The sequence below is a fragment of the Actinoplanes sp. NPDC049599 genome (assembly GCF_044465625.1).
GTDB lineage: Bacteria > Actinomycetota > Actinomycetes > Mycobacteriales > Micromonosporaceae > Actinoplanes.
Genome location: NZ_JBITLX010000001.1, coordinates 183385 through 200635 on the forward strand (window position 1 = coordinate 183385; position 17251 = coordinate 200635).

Annotated in this window: 15 protein-coding genes and 1 pseudogene; 13 read left to right on the forward strand and 3 right to left on the reverse strand. The window is 71.1% G+C overall.

The features are described from left to right. Nucleotides 1–4 precede the first annotated feature (4 nt). Together ACIBQZ_RS00875 and ACIBQZ_RS00880 are read right to left on the reverse strand one after the other, a co-directional pair. Nucleotides 5–2758: an AbfB domain-containing protein gene (locus ACIBQZ_RS00875; protein WP_396086359.1), complete on the reverse strand. Its 2754-nt coding sequence runs from the start codon at nt 2756–2758 to the stop codon at nt 5–7. 26 nt (nt 2759–2784) lie between these two features. Then, on the reverse strand, nt 2785–3879 hold the full coding sequence (locus tag ACIBQZ_RS00880; protein WP_396086360.1) for an ABC transporter substrate-binding protein: 1095 nt from the start codon (nt 3877–3879) through the stop codon (nt 2785–2787). A gap of 383 nt (nt 3880–4262) precedes the next feature. On the opposite strand from ACIBQZ_RS00880, the gene ACIBQZ_RS00885 reads away from it, so the two are divergent. The 4 genes from ACIBQZ_RS00885 (at nt 4263) to ACIBQZ_RS00900 (ending at nt 9116) form a co-directional block, all read left to right on the forward strand. Then, a complete protein-coding gene (locus tag ACIBQZ_RS00885; RefSeq protein WP_396086361.1) occupies nt 4263–6122 on the forward strand; it encodes a S8 family serine peptidase in 1860 nt (619 codons plus the stop codon). Between the two features lie 174 nt (nt 6123–6296). Continuing rightward, complete coding sequence (locus tag ACIBQZ_RS00890; protein ID WP_396086362.1) at nt 6297–6896, forward strand: sigma-70 family RNA polymerase sigma factor; 600 nt, start codon at nt 6297–6299, stop codon at nt 6894–6896. Further along, on the forward strand, nt 6889–7659 hold the full coding sequence (locus ACIBQZ_RS00895; protein WP_396086363.1) for a zf-HC2 domain-containing protein: 771 nt from the start codon (nt 6889–6891) through the stop codon (nt 7657–7659). Before ACIBQZ_RS00890 ends, ACIBQZ_RS00895 begins: the two co-directional genes overlap by 8 nt. Before the next feature lie 8 nt (nt 7660–7667). Further along, nucleotides 7668–9116 (forward strand): S8 family serine peptidase, encoded by a 1449-nt coding sequence (locus tag ACIBQZ_RS00900; protein ID WP_396086364.1) that lies wholly within the window; start codon nt 7668–7670, stop codon nt 9114–9116. On the opposite strand, the gene ACIBQZ_RS00905 is transcribed toward ACIBQZ_RS00900, so the two are convergent. Beyond that, a complete protein-coding gene (locus tag ACIBQZ_RS00905; protein WP_396086365.1) occupies nt 9113–9766 on the reverse strand; it encodes a DNA-binding response regulator in 654 nt (217 codons plus the stop codon). The two genes, ACIBQZ_RS00900 and ACIBQZ_RS00905, sit on opposite strands and share 4 nt — an antisense overlap. Nucleotides 9767–9996: 230 nt before the next feature. Here ACIBQZ_RS00905 and ACIBQZ_RS00910 point away from each other — a divergent pair. The 9 genes and pseudogenes from ACIBQZ_RS00910 to ACIBQZ_RS00950 all read left to right on the forward strand — a co-directional run. Next, nucleotides 9997–10080 (forward strand): annotated as a pseudogene (locus ACIBQZ_RS00910) (zf-HC2 domain-containing protein); the annotation flags it as partial. A gap of 957 nt (nt 10081–11037) precedes the next feature. Continuing rightward, nucleotides 11038–11481, forward strand: a complete 444-nt coding sequence (locus tag ACIBQZ_RS00915) for a hypothetical protein (RefSeq protein ID WP_396086809.1) — start codon at nt 11038–11040, stop codon at nt 11479–11481. A 96-nt stretch (nt 11482–11577) separates the two neighbouring features. After that, nucleotides 11578–13230, forward strand: coding sequence for a beta-1,3-glucanase family protein (locus ACIBQZ_RS00920; protein ID WP_396086366.1), 1653 nt, complete (start codon nt 11578–11580; stop codon nt 13228–13230). Between the two features lie 80 nt (nt 13231–13310). Further along, complete coding sequence (locus tag ACIBQZ_RS00925; RefSeq protein ID WP_396086367.1) at nt 13311–13802, forward strand: DUF6668 family protein; 492 nt, start codon at nt 13311–13313, stop codon at nt 13800–13802. 87 nt (nt 13803–13889) lie between these two features. Beyond that, on the forward strand, nt 13890–14741 hold the full coding sequence (locus ACIBQZ_RS00930) for a hypothetical protein (RefSeq protein ID WP_396086368.1): 852 nt from the start codon (nt 13890–13892) through the stop codon (nt 14739–14741). Between the two features lie 125 nt (nt 14742–14866). Then, complete coding sequence (locus ACIBQZ_RS00935; protein WP_396086369.1) at nt 14867–15403, forward strand: hypothetical protein; 537 nt, start codon at nt 14867–14869, stop codon at nt 15401–15403. Next, entirely contained in the window at nt 15400–16080 is a 681-nt protein-coding gene (locus tag ACIBQZ_RS00940; protein WP_396086370.1) for a hypothetical protein, read from the forward strand. Before ACIBQZ_RS00935 ends, ACIBQZ_RS00940 begins: the two co-directional genes overlap by 4 nt. Nucleotides 16081–16149: 69 nt before the next feature. After that, entirely contained in the window at nt 16150–16476 is a 327-nt protein-coding gene (locus ACIBQZ_RS00945; RefSeq protein WP_396086371.1) for a hypothetical protein, read from the forward strand. A 33-nt stretch (nt 16477–16509) separates the two neighbouring features. Next, nucleotides 16510–17250, forward strand: a complete 741-nt coding sequence (locus ACIBQZ_RS00950) for a hypothetical protein (protein ID WP_396086372.1) — start codon at nt 16510–16512, stop codon at nt 17248–17250. Nucleotide 17251 lies beyond the last annotated feature (1 nt).

Here is a 17251-nt window from a genome sequence, read left to right on the forward strand (position 1 = left end):
CCCGCTACCCCAGCGGGGCGGCGTTGTTCCAGGTGACGTCGGCGGCGTAGCTGCCCGGGTTGTCCCAGGCGTTGCCGCCGCCGTTGGTGGCGATGTAGACGGCCTCCCCGTAGTGCCGCCAGTGGTAGCCGACGTAGTTGTACGACTCCAGCGACACGTTCCCGCTGCCGCCGTTCAGGCCCGGCTGGGCGCAGAAGGTGGCGTCCTGGGCGAACGTGGTCGTGTTGTCGTTGGTGGCCGTCTGCACCCGGTAGTTGGCGTGCCGCAGATAGCGGCCCGGGTAGTTGACCGACTCGAACGTGTAGCAGGTGCTGTCGGCCAGCCCGGCGCGCACGGTGAACGTGGCGTCCTGCCGGTCGGTGAGCGGGCTGGCCGCGTTGATCACGTCGGTCCGCGCCAGCGAGTCCCGGTGCCGCAGGTAGCGGGTGTCGTAGCCGGCGGTGGTGACCCGGAACGACCGCTTCTGCCCGACGGCCAGGTCCGCGCCGCTGCGCCACAGCGGGTTGCTCACGGTCCAGGTGGCGTCGTTGGTGAACGTGCCGCCGGTGTTCTGGTCCATCCAGACCTCGGAGTTGCGGTGCCGCAGGTAGTAGCCGGCCAGGTTGGCCGACTCCAGCGAGGTCCCGCCGCCGGAGAGGCCCGGCCGGGCGCAGAACGTGGCGTCGGCGGTGAACGTGCCGCCGTTGTTCGCCTCCCGGTAGACCCGGTAGGCCCGGTGCCGCAGGTACTGGCCCGGGAAGTTGCGGGACTCGAACGAGTAGCAGGCGCTGTTCGACAGCCCCGGCCGGACCCACCAGGTGGCGTCCTGTTTGGCCGCGGTGCTGCTCGCCGCGTTGATCACCGCGGTGACGGCGGCGCCGTTCTCGTGCCGCAGGTAGCGGTCGGTGTAGCCGGGGGTGGTGACCCGCAGCGAGGCGAGCCGGCCGGTCGGCAGGGTGGTGCCGTTGGCCGCGCCGAGGACCCGCTGGTGAACGGCCCGGACCGCGGCGAAGTTCATCTTCTGGATCTGCCGGTCGTAGGTGAAGAAGCCGTTCAGCTCCTCCTCCACGTCGGTGGGCTCGGTGTAGACGGATCCGGAGAGGCCGTTGGTGGAGGTCAGGTCGGCCAGCTTGCCGGTGATCTGCACGTACCGGTTGGTCAGCGCGTTGGTGTCCGGCAGCCACTCGTACGCGAACTTGCCCGCGGTCGGCCACTCGTGGTCGGGCACGCGCAGGCCGAGGCCGCCGTACTCGCCGTTGACCGCGATCCGGGTGGCCGTCGGTGCGCGGGTGATGCCCGGGCCGACGTACATGTGGTCGTCGATCACGTCGCCGTTGCCCGGGTCCGGGTCGGAGTCGCAGCAGTTGGAGCCCGAGTTGTGGTTCACCAGCCGGGTCGCGTCCCAGCTCTTGACCAGGTCGGCGATGCGGCCCGCGTCGTACTCGCCCCAGCCCTCGTTGAACGGCACCCACTGGACGATCGACGTGATGCCCTTGTGCTCGTCGATCATCTCCTTGAGTTCCTTCTCGAACCGGGTGCGCCCGGCCGTCGACGGCTCGCGGCCGCTGGCCAGTGCCGGCATGTCCTGCCACACCATCAGGCCGAGCCGGTCGGCGTGGTAGAACCAGCGGTCGTTCTCCACCTTGATGTGCTTGCGGACCATGTTGAAGCCCAGCGACTTCTGCTGCTCCAGGTCGAAGCGCAGCGCGGCGTCGGTGGGTGCGGTGTAGAGCCCGTCCGGCCAGTAGCCCTGGTCCAGGGTGCCCAGTTGGAAGACGAACTTGCCGTTGAGCGTCGGGCGCAGGGTGCCGCCCAGCATGGCCTTGCCCAGCGAGCGCATGCCGAAGTAGCCGCCGACCACGTCACCGGAGGCGAGGGTGACCCTCAGGTCGTACAGGAAAGGGTCGTCCGGGGTCCACAGGTGGGCGTTCGGGACCGGGACCCGCAGGCTGGCACCGACGGTGCCGGTGGCCGTGCCGACCACCGTGCCGCCGGTGAGCACCTGCGCGGTGACCGCCTGGCCGCTCGCGTTGGCCGCCTGCACCACCAGGTCGAGGCCACCGGCGGCGACGTTCGGGGTGGTGTCCAGCCGGGTGATCCGGGCCGGGTTGGTCGGCTCCAGCCAGACCGTCTGCCAGATGCCCGAAGACGGCGTGTACCAGATGCCGCCGCGGTTGGTGCGCTGCTTGCCGACCGGGATGTCCTGGCCGTCGGTGGGGTCCCAGACCCCGACGATGACCTCGTTGCTGCCGGCCCGCAGCGCGCTGGTGACGTCGTAGGAGAACTTGTCGTAGCCGCCCTCGTGGGTGCCGAGCAGCGTGCCGTTCACCCACACCTTGGACTGCCAGTCCACGGCGCCGAAGTTGAGCTGCACGCTGCGGCCGCTCCAGCCCGCCGGAACCGTGAAGTTCTTGCGGTAGTACATGTAGTTTTCATGCCGCATGATGCCGGAGAGAGCGCTCTCGATCGGGTACGGAACAAGTACCTCTTCGCCCAGCGTCTGGTTCACCGGCGGGGTGTTGATGTTGGACGCCCCGGCGAACTGCCAGATGCCGTTCAGGCTCTGCCAGTCCGGCCGGGTCAGCTGCGGCCGGGGGTATTCCGGCAGCGGGTTGGTGGTCGAGACCTGGCTCGTCCACGGCGTCGTCAGGGGTGGGGTCTTGGGGACGAAGGCTGCTGCCGGGCCGGCGGTGGCGATCAGGGTGCCGGCGGAAGCGGTGAGGGCGGCGGTGGTCACGGCGATGAGGCGTCGCCATGTCCGGGGACGGGGAACGGTCATGTGAGCACTCCTGGGGGAGAGGTGACTCAGTAGGCGCTGGGCAGGTCCGTCTTGGCGTTGCTCTCGTCGTACTCGCGGTCGGAGATGATGATGTCCGCGGGGATCGGCTCGCCGCTGAAGAACTTGGTCGCGGTCTCGAACGCCAGCGGGCCGAAGCGGGGGTTGGACTCGATGACCGCGGAGAACCAGCCGTCGGCGATGCCCTTGACCGCGCCCTTGGTGCCGTCGATCGAGACGATCTTCACGTCGCCGGCCTTCTTGCCCGCGCCCTGGAGCGCGACCTCGGCGCCGAGGCCCATCTCGTCGTTCTCCGCGTAGATGCCGTTGATGTCCGAGTTGGACTGCAGCAGCTGCTCGGTGACCTTCTGGCCCTCCTCGCGGGAGAACTGGCCGGTCTGCTCGAACGTGATCTTGATGTCGGGCGCGACCTTGGCGATCTGGTCCTTGAAGCCCTTGGTCCGCAGCGTGGTGACGTTGTTGCCGGGCGCGCCGAGCAGGATCGCCACCGAGCCCTTGTTGCCGAGGGCGGCGGCCAGCTTGTCGGCGGCGCGCTTGCCCTGCTCGGCGAAGTCGGACCCGATAAAGGTCAGGTAGTCCTTGCAAGGAGTCGCGTTGATCTTGCGGTCGATGGTGATGATCGGGACCTTCTTGGCGGCGGCCTTGGCGAAGACCGAGTCCCAGCCGTCGGAGTTCAGCGGCGCGATGATCAGCAGCTGCACGCCCGAGTCGATCATCTGCTCGACGTCGCTGATCTGCTTGTTGAACTGCGAGTTGGCGTTGGTGGTCCGCAGGTTGCCGGCCGGGATGCCGAGCTTGGCGGCCTCGTCCTTGATGGACTTGGTCTCGGCGATCCGGAACGGGTTCGCCTCCTTCTCCGACTGCGAGAAGCCGATCTTGGCGGTCTTCAGGTCGACCTTCGTGCCACCGAACTGCTCCAGCGTGCAGGTCGGCACACCGGGCGCGGCGGACTGGGCGACCTGGGCCCCGGCGGAGGCGGCGCCGCCGGCGGCCGGCGTGTCGCTGTCCTCGGACTTCGCGCACGCGCCCGCGCCGGCGAGCACGATCAGCGCCGTGCCGAGGGAGAGGACGGCCGGTCTCCAGTGTCCGGACATAGTGGCCATGGGGGCTCCTTCAAAGGCGGTATAGAAGCTTTACTATCTGGAAACACATTCACGCACTATCGAACTTTTCCTGTCAAGGTCACGGCCACAAACACCCAGAAACGAACGCCGAGCACTGTCGAGATCGGCCGGTGTTTCCGCTAAAGTGCAGCTCAGACGCCCCCTGCTACCTTCTGTAGCGCCCCTTTTCGGATTTGTTACCGCTCACATTTGGACATGGGTGCGCGTGAGCTCCTCCGTAGCCGCTCGCCGGGCCGCCGGAATTACCGCCCCCCGCCATGAACCGGAGGCTGCCGCCGTCCGTCGTGTCAGCGACGCCCCCACAGGTCCGCCGCAGTGCGACGGCCGAGCGGGTGTCGCGGGAATCGACGAGAGGGAACCGGATGTCCTGGATCAGCCGGATGGCGATCCGCTCGTTCCTGGCCGGGGTGGCCGGCACGGCGGTGCTCGCGCTGCCGGCGCCGGCGCAGGCAGCGGGCGAGGAGTACGTCAAGTACTACACGGTGACGTCGGCGTACAACGGGGCGCCGGAGAACCTGACCGAGATCGCCGGCCGCTTCCTCGGCAGCGGCGACCGGTCGGGGGAGATCTTCGACCGCAACGCCGGGCGCAAGCAGCCGGACGGCAAGGTGCTCGCCGACCCGGGCCGGCTGCGGTCCGGCTGGCTGCTGGTCATGCCGTGGGACGCGGTCGGCGCGGGCATCCAGTACGGCGTGCTGCCGGACCGCGCGCCCGCACCCGTGACGACGAAGGCCGGGAAGCCGACGAGCGGGCCGACGACCGGGCCGACCGGGCCCGCCGTCGGTGGCGCCACGCCCGCGACCGGCACCCGGCCCAGCCCGGGCGCGCTGCCCAGCGGGGTGCCCTCGGCGTCGACCGGCTGCGCCTCCGCCGCGGCCTCCAGCACCAAATCCGACTGGGCCCGGCTGCGGCTCGCGGCCGACAAGGCCTGGCCGCAGAGCCGGGGCAAGGGGCAGGTCGTCGCGGTGGTCGACTCCGGCGTGAACGGCGCCATGCCGCAGCTCGCCGGCCGGGTCATCGGCGGCGCCGACGTGGTCCAGCCCGGCCGGCGGGGGGACGCCGACTGCCTCGGCACCGGCACCGCCATGGCTGCGCTTGTGGTCGCCCAGCAGGTCAACGGTGAGGGACCTGCCGGTGCCGCGCCCGACGCCACCGTGCTGCCGGTGCGGATCACCGTCAATCAGCCCGCGGCGACGCCCGAGGTGCAGGTCAAGGCGATCGAGGCGGCCGTGACCGCGGGTGCCACCGTGATCGCGCTGGGCGCGTACGTGGACGCGAGCGACGCCAAGGTGGCCCAGGCGGTCGCCACCGCGATCACCAAGAACGTCGTCGTGGTGCTGGGGGCGCCGACGCCCGCGAAGCAGCCCGACCCGCAGGCCAAGATAGGCGAGGGTGCCCTCTGGGTGGCGGGGGTGGGGGTCGACGACAAGTGGGCCGTGGACTATCGCAAGGGCGCGGTTGACGTGTCCGCCCCCGGCGTCAACGTCAACAGCCTGGGCGGTACGGCGACCACCGGCAGCGCGGTCACCGGCAGCGGCACGCACTACGCCGTCGCGTACACCGCGGCCGAGGCGGCACTGGTCCGGGCGGCCTATCCCGAACTCACCGCCGAGCAGGTGACCCACCGCATCAAGGTCACCGCCGACCGGATGGGCGACGGCAACCCCCCGCACAGCCAGTACGGCTGGGGCTTCCTCAACCCCGGTGAGGCGGTCACCAAGGTGCTCGCCGAGGAGGCCGGGGAGGTCCGCCCGCCCGCCCCCGCGGCGAGTGTCGCGGCGAGCGAGGCGGCCCCCGGTGACCCGGCCGGTGCGAGCGGGGACACGGGCGGGCGATCGACCGTCCTGATCGTCACCGCGCTGCTGATGATCGCCGCCGCGCTGCTGCTCGGCCAGCGGATCTGGCGGCTGTTGCGCCGGGGCCCCGCCGACGACGAGGACGGCGGCAACGCCGGGGAGCCGGAGATCGACCTCTACGACCCGCGGTTCCGCACCCCGGTGCCGGCCCCGGTGCCCGCCCTCGTGACCAGCAGCGGCGGCCCTTCATCGGCACCGCCGCCCCCGCCGCCCCCGCCGCCTCCGCCGGGCCCTCCGCCGGCCGCCGGTTCCGCGTTCGGCGGGCAGATGCCGGTCGACGACGGCGGCGAGGACCACTGGTCCGAGGTCGGCGGGCACTGGTCGGACCGGACCGACGCGCCACCGTCCGTGCCCGGGCGTGGCTGACACCCACCGGGGTCCGGCGTCCCGGAAAAGGGACGCCGGATTCGTCCCAAGAGGTAAGAAGGGACCCCTTCGCCGGGGCATACGGCCATGACTGTTGCCACCACAGTGACTTCGCGGCGACGGGCTGCGAACGTCTTCATCGTGGGTCACCTAACTTCGAGCACCGGTGGCGACGTGGCCGGAGACGTCCGGCCGGCGCCGCGCACACCGCCGCCCCGCGCCGGCACCACCGCAGACGTTGATGCTTTGCGCCACCTGCAACAAGTGCACGGGCCGGTGCTGCTCAGCTTCCTGACCCGGCTGACCAAGGGTGACGTGCACCGGGCCGAGGACATCGTCCAGGAGACCCTGCTGCGGGCCTGGCGCAACCCCGACGCCCGCAACTCCGAGGGGCGATGGAGCCGCGGCTGGCTCTTCACGGTCGCCAAGCGCATCCTCATCGACCAGATCCGCGCCGCCGAGGTGCGCCCGGAGGAACGTTCCGACGAGTACATCGATGTGCACGCCCGTTCCGAGGACGGCATCGACAAGCTGGTGGACGCGAGCGAGGTGCGGGCGGCGCTGAACTCGCTGCCCGAGCGGCTCCGGGTGACCCTGATCGAGATCTACTTCCAGGAACGGTCGGTGTCCGAGGTGGCCGACCTGCTCGCGGTACCGTCGGGCACGGTCAAGTCCCGGACGTTCTACGGTCTCAAGGCACTGCGCGAGGCCCTGATCAGCCGAGGCTTCACCTTCCGGACCGGCGGACCAGAGAGCGGCGATCAAGGTGGCTGAGATCATCGACAGCGGCGCCCATGTGCATCAGGAGCTGCTCGGGCTCCACTTCATGGACGCGCTGGACCCCGCCGAGAGCGACGTCATCCACCGGCACCTCGAGGACTGCCCCGCGTGCCGGGCCCGGGCCGACGAGGTCATCGACACCGTGGCCGCGCTCGCGCTGCTCGGCACCGACGACGTCGATCCCGGCACCCCGGCGCCGGTCGCAACGCCGGTGGCTGCCGCGCCGGCGCGCCGCCCGGGTGGACCGGTCCGGCCGTCCGGGCGCGCCGGCTCCACGCGGCCGAGCTCCTCGCGCCCCGGGGAGAAGGCGCGACGCTCCGGGCGTACCGGAAAGCTGCTCCAGGCCGGCAGCCTGCTCGCGCTGGTCCTGGTCGTCGCCGGGCTCGGCCTGGCGACGCTGCTGCGCTCGCCGCAGGGCGAGCCCACCCCGGTGCGGACCGCCGCCGCGGTGGCCACCGACGACACGACCGGCGCATCCGCCTCGGTGGCGGTCGCCAGCGAGGGCGAGGACGGCGTGCGCATCCGGGCCACCGTCAGCGGTCTGCGCGAGGGCACGGCGTATGTCCTGCATGCCGTCACCTCCGACAGCACCACCGGGGAAGTAGTCCGCTGGACCGGCACCTCGGCGGTGCAGGAGGTCTCCGGCTACCTGCCGGTGCGGATCGGCGACCTCTCGTTCTTCACCGTCTCCCTCGCCGACGGCGGTCCGGTGGTCTCGGTGTACCTGCCGGGCGTGCCCGTCGCCCCCACCCGATGAGGCCCCCCGTGCGCATCCTGCTGGCGCTGAGCGCGGTGATCGCGCTGATCGGCCTGTCCGCGACCGCCGCCGCCGCGGTCGACGACCGCGAGTACGTGAAGTACTACCAGGTGGCCGAGTCCTATCAGAACAAGCCGGAGAACCTCACCGAGATCGCGGCCCGGTTCCTGGGCGACGGCGCACGGTCGGCCGAGGTGTTCAACCTCAACCGGACCCGTAAGCAGCCGAACGGCAAGACGCTCACCGACCCGGCCCGCCTCGAGGCGGGCTGGACGCTGCAACTGCCCTGGGACGCCGTCGGTGCGGAGGTCCGCTACGGCCTGCTGCCGGGCAGTGTGCCGGCGGCCGGCCCGGCCGCCCCGGCGCCCACCACGGCTGCTCCGTCCTCGCGGTCCACGCCGCCGTCGCCGGCCGGGCCCGCGAAGCCCGCCCGGCCGGTCGGCTGCACCAGCGTCGCCGCGTCGACCAGCCGGTCCGACTGGGCCGGCCTGCGGCTCGCCGCCGACCAGGCCTGGCCGCAGAGCCGCGGCAAAGGCCAGCTCGTCGCGGTCGTCGACTCCGGCGTCGAGGCGGCCCATCCGCAGCTCACCGGGCACGTCGACGCGGGCCGCGACGTCGTCACCGGCACCGGCCGCGGCGACACCGACTGCCTCGGCACCGGTACGGCCATGGCGGGCATCATCGCCGCGCAGCCCGGCAAGAACCAGAGCGGTGCCGTCACCGGGGTCGCCCCGGACGCGACGGTCCTGCCGATCCGGGTGGTGGGGGGCGACGGCCGCGCGAAGGCCGCCGACGCGGTCGAGGCGATCGACGCGGCGGTCCGTGACGGCGCCACGGTCATCGCCATCGGCTCGCATGTGGACACCGGCGACCCGGCCGTCACCAGGGCGATCACCGAAGCGGTCACGAAGAACATCGTCGTCGTGCACGCGGCACCGATCGGTTCGGCGGCGGCCGGCGCATCCGGCGACGGCGTGCTGCGAGCCGGCGGCGTCGGCGTGGACGGCCGCGGCGCCGCCGACTACAGCTCCGGCGGCGTCGACGTGGTGGCGCCGGGCGTCAACGTGAGCAGCCTGGGCCCGAAAGGCCTGACGACCGCGAGCGGCACCCAGTACGCGGTGGCGTTCGTCGCGGCCACCGCGGCGCTGGTGCGGACGGCGTACCCGGAGCTCGATGCCGGGCAGGTCGCCCACCGGGTCGAGGTCAGCGCCGACAAGATGGGCGACGGCGGGCAGCCCGACGACACCTTCGGCTGGGGCATGATCAACCCGGCGGTGGCGGTGACCCTGGTGCTGCCCGAGGAGGCCGAGGCCGCCCCGAGCGCGGACGAGACGGCCACCACGGTCAGTTCCACCCGCACCGGCGACCAGGTTGCCCTGCTGACGGTGGTGACCCTGATCGCCTTGGCCGCGGCCGTGGTGCTGATCGCCCGCATCCGCCGCCTGCTGCGTGCCTAGGGCTGGACCGGCTGAAGAGGCGCCGCCGTGGTGCGCCGATGCTGAACGAAGTGGCCGAGCTCGATCGCCACCCGGGTCAGTTCGGCCTTGTTGCTGACGTTCAGCTTGGCGCGGATGCGCTTCGCGTACGTGTCGACGGTCGCCGTCGACAACCCCATCCGGGTGGCGATCTGCGCGTGCGTGAAGCCCGATGCGATCCATCGCAACGTCTCGATCTCGCGGGGTGCCAGCCCGCCCGGGTCGTCGTCGCCGCGGCTGGCCAGCTCGAGCTGGAGCCGGCCGGTGAGCCGCGGGCAGAAGTAGACCCCGCCGCGCGCGACGACGTGCATGGCATCCCGGACGTCCTGCTGCTCGGTGAGCCGGCTGATGCAGCCGCGCGCGCCGGCCCGGACGGTGCCGAGCAGGCTCGGGCCGGCCTCCCAGGCGGAACTGACCAGCGGATGGCCGACGGTCACCACCTCGGCGATCGTGCCCAGCGCGGCGGCGTCGAGCCGCGGCAGATCGATCACCACGACGTCGTACGCGTCGTCGAGAAGCTCGGCCACCGATGCGACGGCCGCGGCGACCGTCATGCCGGGATCGTCGGACGCCAGCTTCTCCAGCCCGGCACGCGCGACGGGCTGATCCGCTACGACGGCGACTCTGAACACCGGCTCCTCCTGGCCCGCCCCCGCCCGCGCGGGAGCACGGCCCTGAAACGGCCACCGGCGCGCCCCGGTTCACCGGGCCGGCGACGAATTCGCCGATCCGTGAACCCGGAGCAGCCCCGACCCGTTGGTGTCCCGCAACAGGAGCATGTGGTGCTGAGGGGTGCGACGGCGCAGGCCGTCCACCGGAAGGGCTGGGCCGGGTGGCTGACATAGGCGGCGACGAGCCGCATGTGACCGAGCTGCTCGGGCTCTACTACCTGGACACGCTCGGCATCGCCGAGGGTGTGGTCATCGAGGCGCATCTGGCGGAATGCGCGCGATGCCGGGAGCTCGCGGAGCAGATCATCGACACGGTGGCGTCGCTGGCGTTGCTGTCGGAGCAGGACCGCGACGAGGTGCTGGACAACTTCGGGGCACTGAACCGGACGGGACCGCCGTCGGAACGGTTCGTGCAGTTCTTCGCCCCCGAGCCGGAGCCGGCGGCGCCGTTGGAGCCGAAGAAGGGCGGGAAACCGGCCGGCGAGCCGACCCGCCGACGGCCTTTCCGGAAGCGCGGATCAGCCAAGCCGGATCTCCAACCGGATCTCCAACCGGATCTCCAACCGGATCTCCAACCGGATCTCCAACCGGATCTCCAACCGGATCTCCAACCGGATCTCCAGCCGAAGCTCAAGCCGGATCCCGAGCCGGGTCCGAAGCCGGATCGCCAGCCGGATTCCGGGCCGGGTCCGGAGCCGGTGGATCCGCCGCCGGTTGCGCCGGCTCCGACCGCACCGCCTCCCGTCGCGCCGGCGCCGGTTGCCGCGCGTCCGGTCGCGCCGCAGCCCATCGCCGTGGTCAAACCACCGTTGCCGACACCCGCGGTCGCGTCGGAGGGGCGGAAGGTCCTGCCTCCCGCCGCCCCGCAGCCCATCGCCGTGGCCAAGCCACCGACGCCGGTCGCAAAGACCAAGCCGCCAACGGTTGTGCCACCAACGGTTGTGCCGCCTACGGTTTTGCCGCCACCTTCCGAGCCGTCGCCGTCGCCGTCGCCGTCGCCGTCGCCTTCGCCTTCGCTCGGGGTGCCGGTTCGTCCTGCTTCTCGGCGGGAGGAGCTGGTCGGTGAGCCGGAGAAGCCGCGGTTCTCGCGCCGTAAGGACGCCGATGAGCTGCCGGCGATCGGATCGCTGCCGCTCGCACCCCTGCCCGCGAAACTTCCCAAGGAGCCGCGTCCGCCTGCTGCACCCCCGGCCCGGCAGGCTCCGGCCGGGCCGCCCGGTCGCCGCCCGCCGGTGCGGAGCCGGCGGACGGGTGCCCTGGTCCGGCTGGGTGGCCTGCTGGCCCTGGTGCTGGTGATCGGTGGTCTCGCCTTCGGGGCGTTGCTGCGGGGCAACCAGCGGACCGGTGCTGTCGCCGTACCCGTGGTCACCGCCGCGGCGACCGCGGCGGACAGTTCGACCGGGGCCTCGCTCTCGGTCTTCGTCACCCAGCAGGACGGCGGCGTCACCGTCCGGGCGACCGTCGACGGGTTGCGGTCCGGGGTCGGCTACCGGCTGCAGGCGGTGACCTCCGACGGGCACGCCTGGCCCGTCGTCAACTGGACCAGCGACGGGAAGCTGCAGGACATTACCGCGCAGGTCCAGGTGCCGCTGTCCACTTTGGTGTTCTTCACGGTGAGCCGGGCCGGCAGCGGGCCCGTGGTCTCCGCCTATCTGGGCCCCGGCGGCGTTCGCTGACCTCGGGGGAACGGGACACCGTAAACGGGACGATGCGCTTTCCCGGTCCCGTTGTTTGACTCGGGACGATCCATTTTTCTATGCGGAGGAGAAACCATGCCCAGCAGAAGAGCGGTTCTTGGCATCATCGCCGGCGGGGCGGCGGCGAGCGTACCGTTCATCGGCTCCGCGTTCTTCTCCCGAGCCGACGCCGCGGACGGTCTGCCGATCACCGTCACGAACAACACCGGGCAGTTCCCCAACTCGGCCATCACCATGTACATCGTCGGTGAGCAGCCGAACGGCGGGCCGCGAGGGTACGTGAAGTCCCCTGGCCGGTTCACCCCGGCGGCGCTGAGCGACAACGGCGCGGACGGCTATGTCGACCTGGGTATTCCGCTGTCCGGCGACGGCGACACGTCATTCATCCTGCCGAAGATGGTGGGCAGCCGGATCTATTTCTCGATCAACGAGCGGCTGAAGTTCAAAGTGGTGACGGACGGCAACGGAAAGCCCTCCCTGCAGTTCCCGGTGGGCTGGGCCGAGGGCGACCCGAACTTCGGCGTGCTGCATGACTGCTGCGAGTTCGCCTTCACCGATGACGGAATGTTCTGCAACACCACGAACGTCGACATGTTCAGCATTCCGATGTCGATCCGGCTGCGGGGCGGCGGTGGCGAGAAGGTCGCCGGCGCCCCGGCCGCGGGCAGCCGGAACCAGATCTTCGCGGAGATGCGGCAGCAGCCCGGCTTCGAGCGGCTGGTCATCGGTGACAACCTGCGGATCGTCGCGCCGAGTCACGCGATCGGCATCGGCCGGTTCTCGCCGACCTACCTCGACGGCTACATCGGGGAGATGTGGGACAGGTATGCCACCACCGACCTGCGCGTGCGGACCTTGCAGGGCGAGTTCACCGGCCGGGTCACCGACGGGCGCCTGTCGTTCAGCGGCGCGGGCGGGTCGTTCGCCCGGCCGAGCACGTCGGATGTGCTGTTCTGCCACGGTGCGCTGCAGGCCACCAACGACGGCATGAGCGGGCCGGTGGCGGCGATCGTCGCGGCGGGGCTCAACCGGTCCGTGCTCGGTGACCCGAATCAGCCGACGACCGATCCCGCGCGCTTCTACCAGGGCCCCGTCACCAACCACTACTCGCGCATCATGCACAAGTACGCCGGCGACGGGCTGGCGTACGGCTTCGCGTTCGACGACGTCACCGAGCAGGCTTCGTACACACAGGACAATGCGCCGCAGCACGTGCAGGTCACGCTGACGCCGTTCGGCGACGGCGGCGGCACCGTCCCGGAGCCGGGTGCCCCGGAGGTGCCCGTCGTGGTGGTCCCGCCCGTCCAGGAGAAGAAGAGCCATGACGCGTACGGCCAGATCGCGGCCGACGGTCACTCCGCCGAGCACGGCACCACCAGGCAGGGGACGTCCGGTGGCGGCGGGTTCATCGGGAACATCGCCAACGGGGACTGGGCCTGCTACGCGGGGGTCGATTTCGGTGACCGTACGGCGACCCAGTTCACCGTGCGGGTGGCGTCCGGGGCCGGCCCCGGGATCTCCGGTCTGGTCGAGATCCGGCTCGACGGCCCGGGGAACCCGGTCCTGGGCTCGGTCGCGGTCGCGGACACCGGCGGGTGGGAGACCTGGCGGGTCGTCCCCGGCAACCTGGCCGCGGTGACCGGCACCCACGACGTGTACCTGACCTTCACCAGCGGCCAGCCCAACGAGTACGTCAACGTCAGCTGGCTGCAGTTCGCAGAGAGGTGACCACCGCAGCCGTGAACCGGTGCGGCCCGGCGCACGTTGTGGCCAGCTGAACGGACGTTCTCGGCAGAAGGAAGTTCGGCATGAGCCCTGCAACCGGCGGCCCGGTGCCGCACCGTTCCCTGTCCGCCCACGGCCTCGGCTGGGTGGCGGCACACGGCGGCGCGGGCGCCACGACCCTGTCCATCGTGCTGGGCGGCAAGGACCTGGGCACCGGCTGGCCCGACGCCGCGCGCGCCGAGCCGGCCCGGGTCATGGTGGTGGCGCGTACCCACGCGCAGGGCCTGCGGGCCGCATCGCGGGCGCTGAACGCGCTCCGGGAGGGCCGGCATCCGGCGGGGATGGAACTGGTGGGGCTGGTCCTGGTCGCGGACGCGCCGGGCCGGCTGCCGCCGCCGCTGGTCACCCGGATCCGCCTGCTGCGATCGATCGTTCCGGTGTGGAGGGTGCCGTGGATCGCGCCGTGGCGACTCGGCAGGAAGGTGGCCAAGCTGCCGAAACAGGCGATCGGGCTGGGCCGGATCGTCGAGATCTGCGAGACCGGTGACCGCCGCACGCCACAACTCCAGCACTGATCCGCACGGAGCGAGGTACTCATGCCACCGACATCCGGCAAGTCGCGTTTTGACAGAGCGGTCCAGATCCGCCGGGCCGAACGAACGTTGCAGAAGGACCTCCGCTACATGATCAGGCGGAATCAGGAGCGGCGTGACAACGGGGAGAAGGGCCCCGGCGGTGTCAAGCTGCCGAACGAGTTCCCGCAACTGCGCCGGGCGAAGCTCGATGTGAGCATCGAAGCGACCGCCCTGGTCAAGAAGGAATTCGGGAGTATGGCGGCCCTGCCGTTCGCTTTCCGTACGGCGCTGCGGCAGCTGGCCTACGACGTCGTTCCGAATCGGGTGGCGCAACTCATCGGTGCCAGTGGCGGCCGGGAGAGCCAGTCGGAGCACGACGAGGGCGGACAGGAGAAACGACGGCAACGGTCGCAGCAGAATCAGCGCGGCGACGGGCGGGCCGCGGCCTCGTCCGCCGGCCGGGTGAGCCCGGCCGAGGGGCCGAGTCTGGACCGCACCTTGTACGTGGCGAAGGCCGTGGACGCGCTCGCCCGACAGATCCCGGACGTGCAGCGTTGGCTGCGCGCCGAGCCCGAGGCGCTGAACCGGACGCGAGACCTGTTCTCCGTGGCCGATCGAGTGTCCGCCGAGCACCACAGCATGACGGCCGAGTGGATGGAGCCCCGGATCTACGGCCCTGAGTCGTACGGGACAGAGCCTCGGAACTACGGCCGCGGGTCGTACGGGACGCAGCCCTGGAACTACGGCCGCGAGTCCTACGGGACGGCTCCCTCGCCCGACAGCCCTGACTCTCGGAGGGGAAGCCCGGTCAATTTTGAGGTGGCCGATGTGGCCCGGTCCACGGGGCTGGGCCGAGCCGCCGACCTGCCACCGCCCACCCCGTCCCCCATCCGGCGAAAGCCGGTGCCCGTCGCCAAGACCGTGCAGAAGCGGTCCTAGCGGGTGGCTCCCGGTCGTCGGAAGAGCTTCGGGAAGAAACCCGCGGCGTCGTGAACCGGGCCACCCCGCCGGCCGTTGTGGCTTTCTGACAAAGGCTTCCGACGACTGACGAAGGGGTGGAATCGTTGACCTACACCACCTCCGCGCCGTCATCCCACGCCGTTCCGTGGCGGGTGGACGGCCCGGTCCCGCTGACTCCGCAGGCGCCGCGGGCAGGGCAGCGACCGTTGTCCGCGCCGGGCGTCAGCTGGGTCGCGGCACACGGCGGTGCCGGCGCCTCGACCCTGGCCAAGGTGCTCGGCGGTTCGGATCTGGGGTGCCACTGGCCCGATGTGACGTGTGGGCATCCGGCTCGGATCCTGCTCGTCGCGCGCACCGATGTGCAGGGTCTGCGGGCGGCCGCCCGCTCGCTGAACGCCGTTCACGAGGGCCGGCATCCGGCGGGCATGGGGCTGGTCGGCCTGGTCCTCGTCGCGGATCTGCCCGGCCGGCTGCCGCGCGAGCTGCGCGGCATGATCAGGGAGCTGCGCTCGAAGGTGCCGACGTGGCGGGTCTCCTGGGTTCCGCAGTGGCGGCTGGGCCGGCAGACCGAGCGGCTCCCGCGTGACCTGGTCAAACTCGGTCGTGTGGTGCGGGCCGCGCAGCAGGGCGGCGGGCGATGAAGCGGACGCGGCTGATCGGTGCGGTCGTCGTCGGTGCGCTGGCCCTGATCGGGTTGGGTGCGCTGGCGTCGGCGCCGGCTCAGGCGGATGACAAGCCGGGAATGATCAAGGTGGACGTCGACAACCAGATGGGCGCCACCGTCCAGTTCTGCATCAAGAGCGACACCTCCATGAAGAAGCCCCGCGGCAGTGACCGGGCCTGCTCGAAACATCTGCTGGCCCGCCAGACGGAGACCCTGTACGTCGAGGGTGGACCGACCGATCACGTGTGGCTCGACTTCGAGGTGTTCGGCGAACACACCCACGACAATTTCAAGGAGATCACCGGAGCCAGTCAGTGCACGGCCACCGGTGTCACCATCGGGTTCAAGATGAACTGCCCCGGCGTGGTCGTCCCCGGTCATTCGTTCTCGGAGAAGCCGTTGGAGGCCTTCACCCTCAAGAACGACGACCCGGAGGATCCCGGGATGCGGCTGCTCAACCTGCTGGCCTGGTCGGTCTCGGCCGCCGCGGTGGCCGGCCTGGTCATCGTGGGCGCCAATCTCGGATTGCAGTTGCGCCGCGGGGAACCGGGCGAGTTCAGCGAGCACTGGCGCGGCATCGTGCTGATCGGGGTCTCCTGCGTCGTCGGTCTTTCGGCGGGCCCGATCATGACATTCCTGCACCCCTGGAACTGACGCTCATCCGCATTTCGGCACCAGGCGACTCTTCATTACTCCCACCGCTGATGAACAAGGAGAACTGCCATGTCTCTGCCCAGTCTCGGTCACTACGTCCTCAGTCGCGCGCTCGCCGTGGATGTCCCGCAGCCGGAGGGCGCCGCCCCTCCGGAGCTCATCAAGTTCGTGACCCTCGGCCTCAACCTCATCGCCTGGGCCGGCACGGCGGCGGGCGTCTGCGGGGTGCTGGTGACCGGCACGATGATGGCCATCTCGCACAAGCGGGGCGAGAGCTCGGAGCACATGAGCCGCCTCGGCATGGTGCTGGGCGGTTGCATCCTGGTCGCCGTCGCGGGACCCGTCATCAGCTGGTTCTTCTCCAACGGCGGCACCACCACTCCCGAGGGCAACTAGGTCCGTCCCCGTCCAGCGAAAGGGGACCGAGCCGTGTGGCGTCGATCCGAGTCCGGCGAAGTGGACGACCGGCCGTTCTGGCAGCAGCGGGGCTGGCAGATCTCGGCCTGCTTCCTGCTCCTCGTGGTGTGTGCCGGGGGCACGACTGTGCTGTTCGGTGGCCCGGACTCGGGGGACGGCAGCGAGCAGCGGGCGGCGGCCGGCCCGCTCTCCAGCGGTCTCGGTCCCGACGGTTCCCGGCCCGGTGGGTGCCGTTCCGACGACACCGATCAGGACCCGCCGGCGGCGCCGCCGGCCGACGTGACCTGGCAGCCGTTGAACGGCGGCAAGGTGCCGCTGTCCGCGACCGCCGGACCGCTGCTGACGAGCGGCCCGCTGCTGTGGTGTTTCGCCCACACCCCGATGGGTGCGGTCATGGCGGCGAACGTCATTCCCCGGCAGATGAGCGGCAGTGACTGGGAGACGGTGACGGACCAGCAGGTCGTACCGGGCATCTCGCGCGAGATCTTCGTGGCGATGCGCTCGTCGGACCGGGGAGCGCCGCCGCAGTACACCTCCCGGTCGCTGGCCGGCTTCATGCTGATGACCTACTCACCGGACGAGGCCGTCGTGCGTCTGCTGATCAAGGACACCGCCTCGATCTACGGGATCGCCGACTACACGGTGGCCTGGGACGGCGGTGACTGGAAGGTGCGCCCGCTGAGCGACGGCAACCTGCACACCCCGCTGAAAGTCGTGACCGCCAACGGCGGCTTCGTGATGTGGAAGGTGTGAG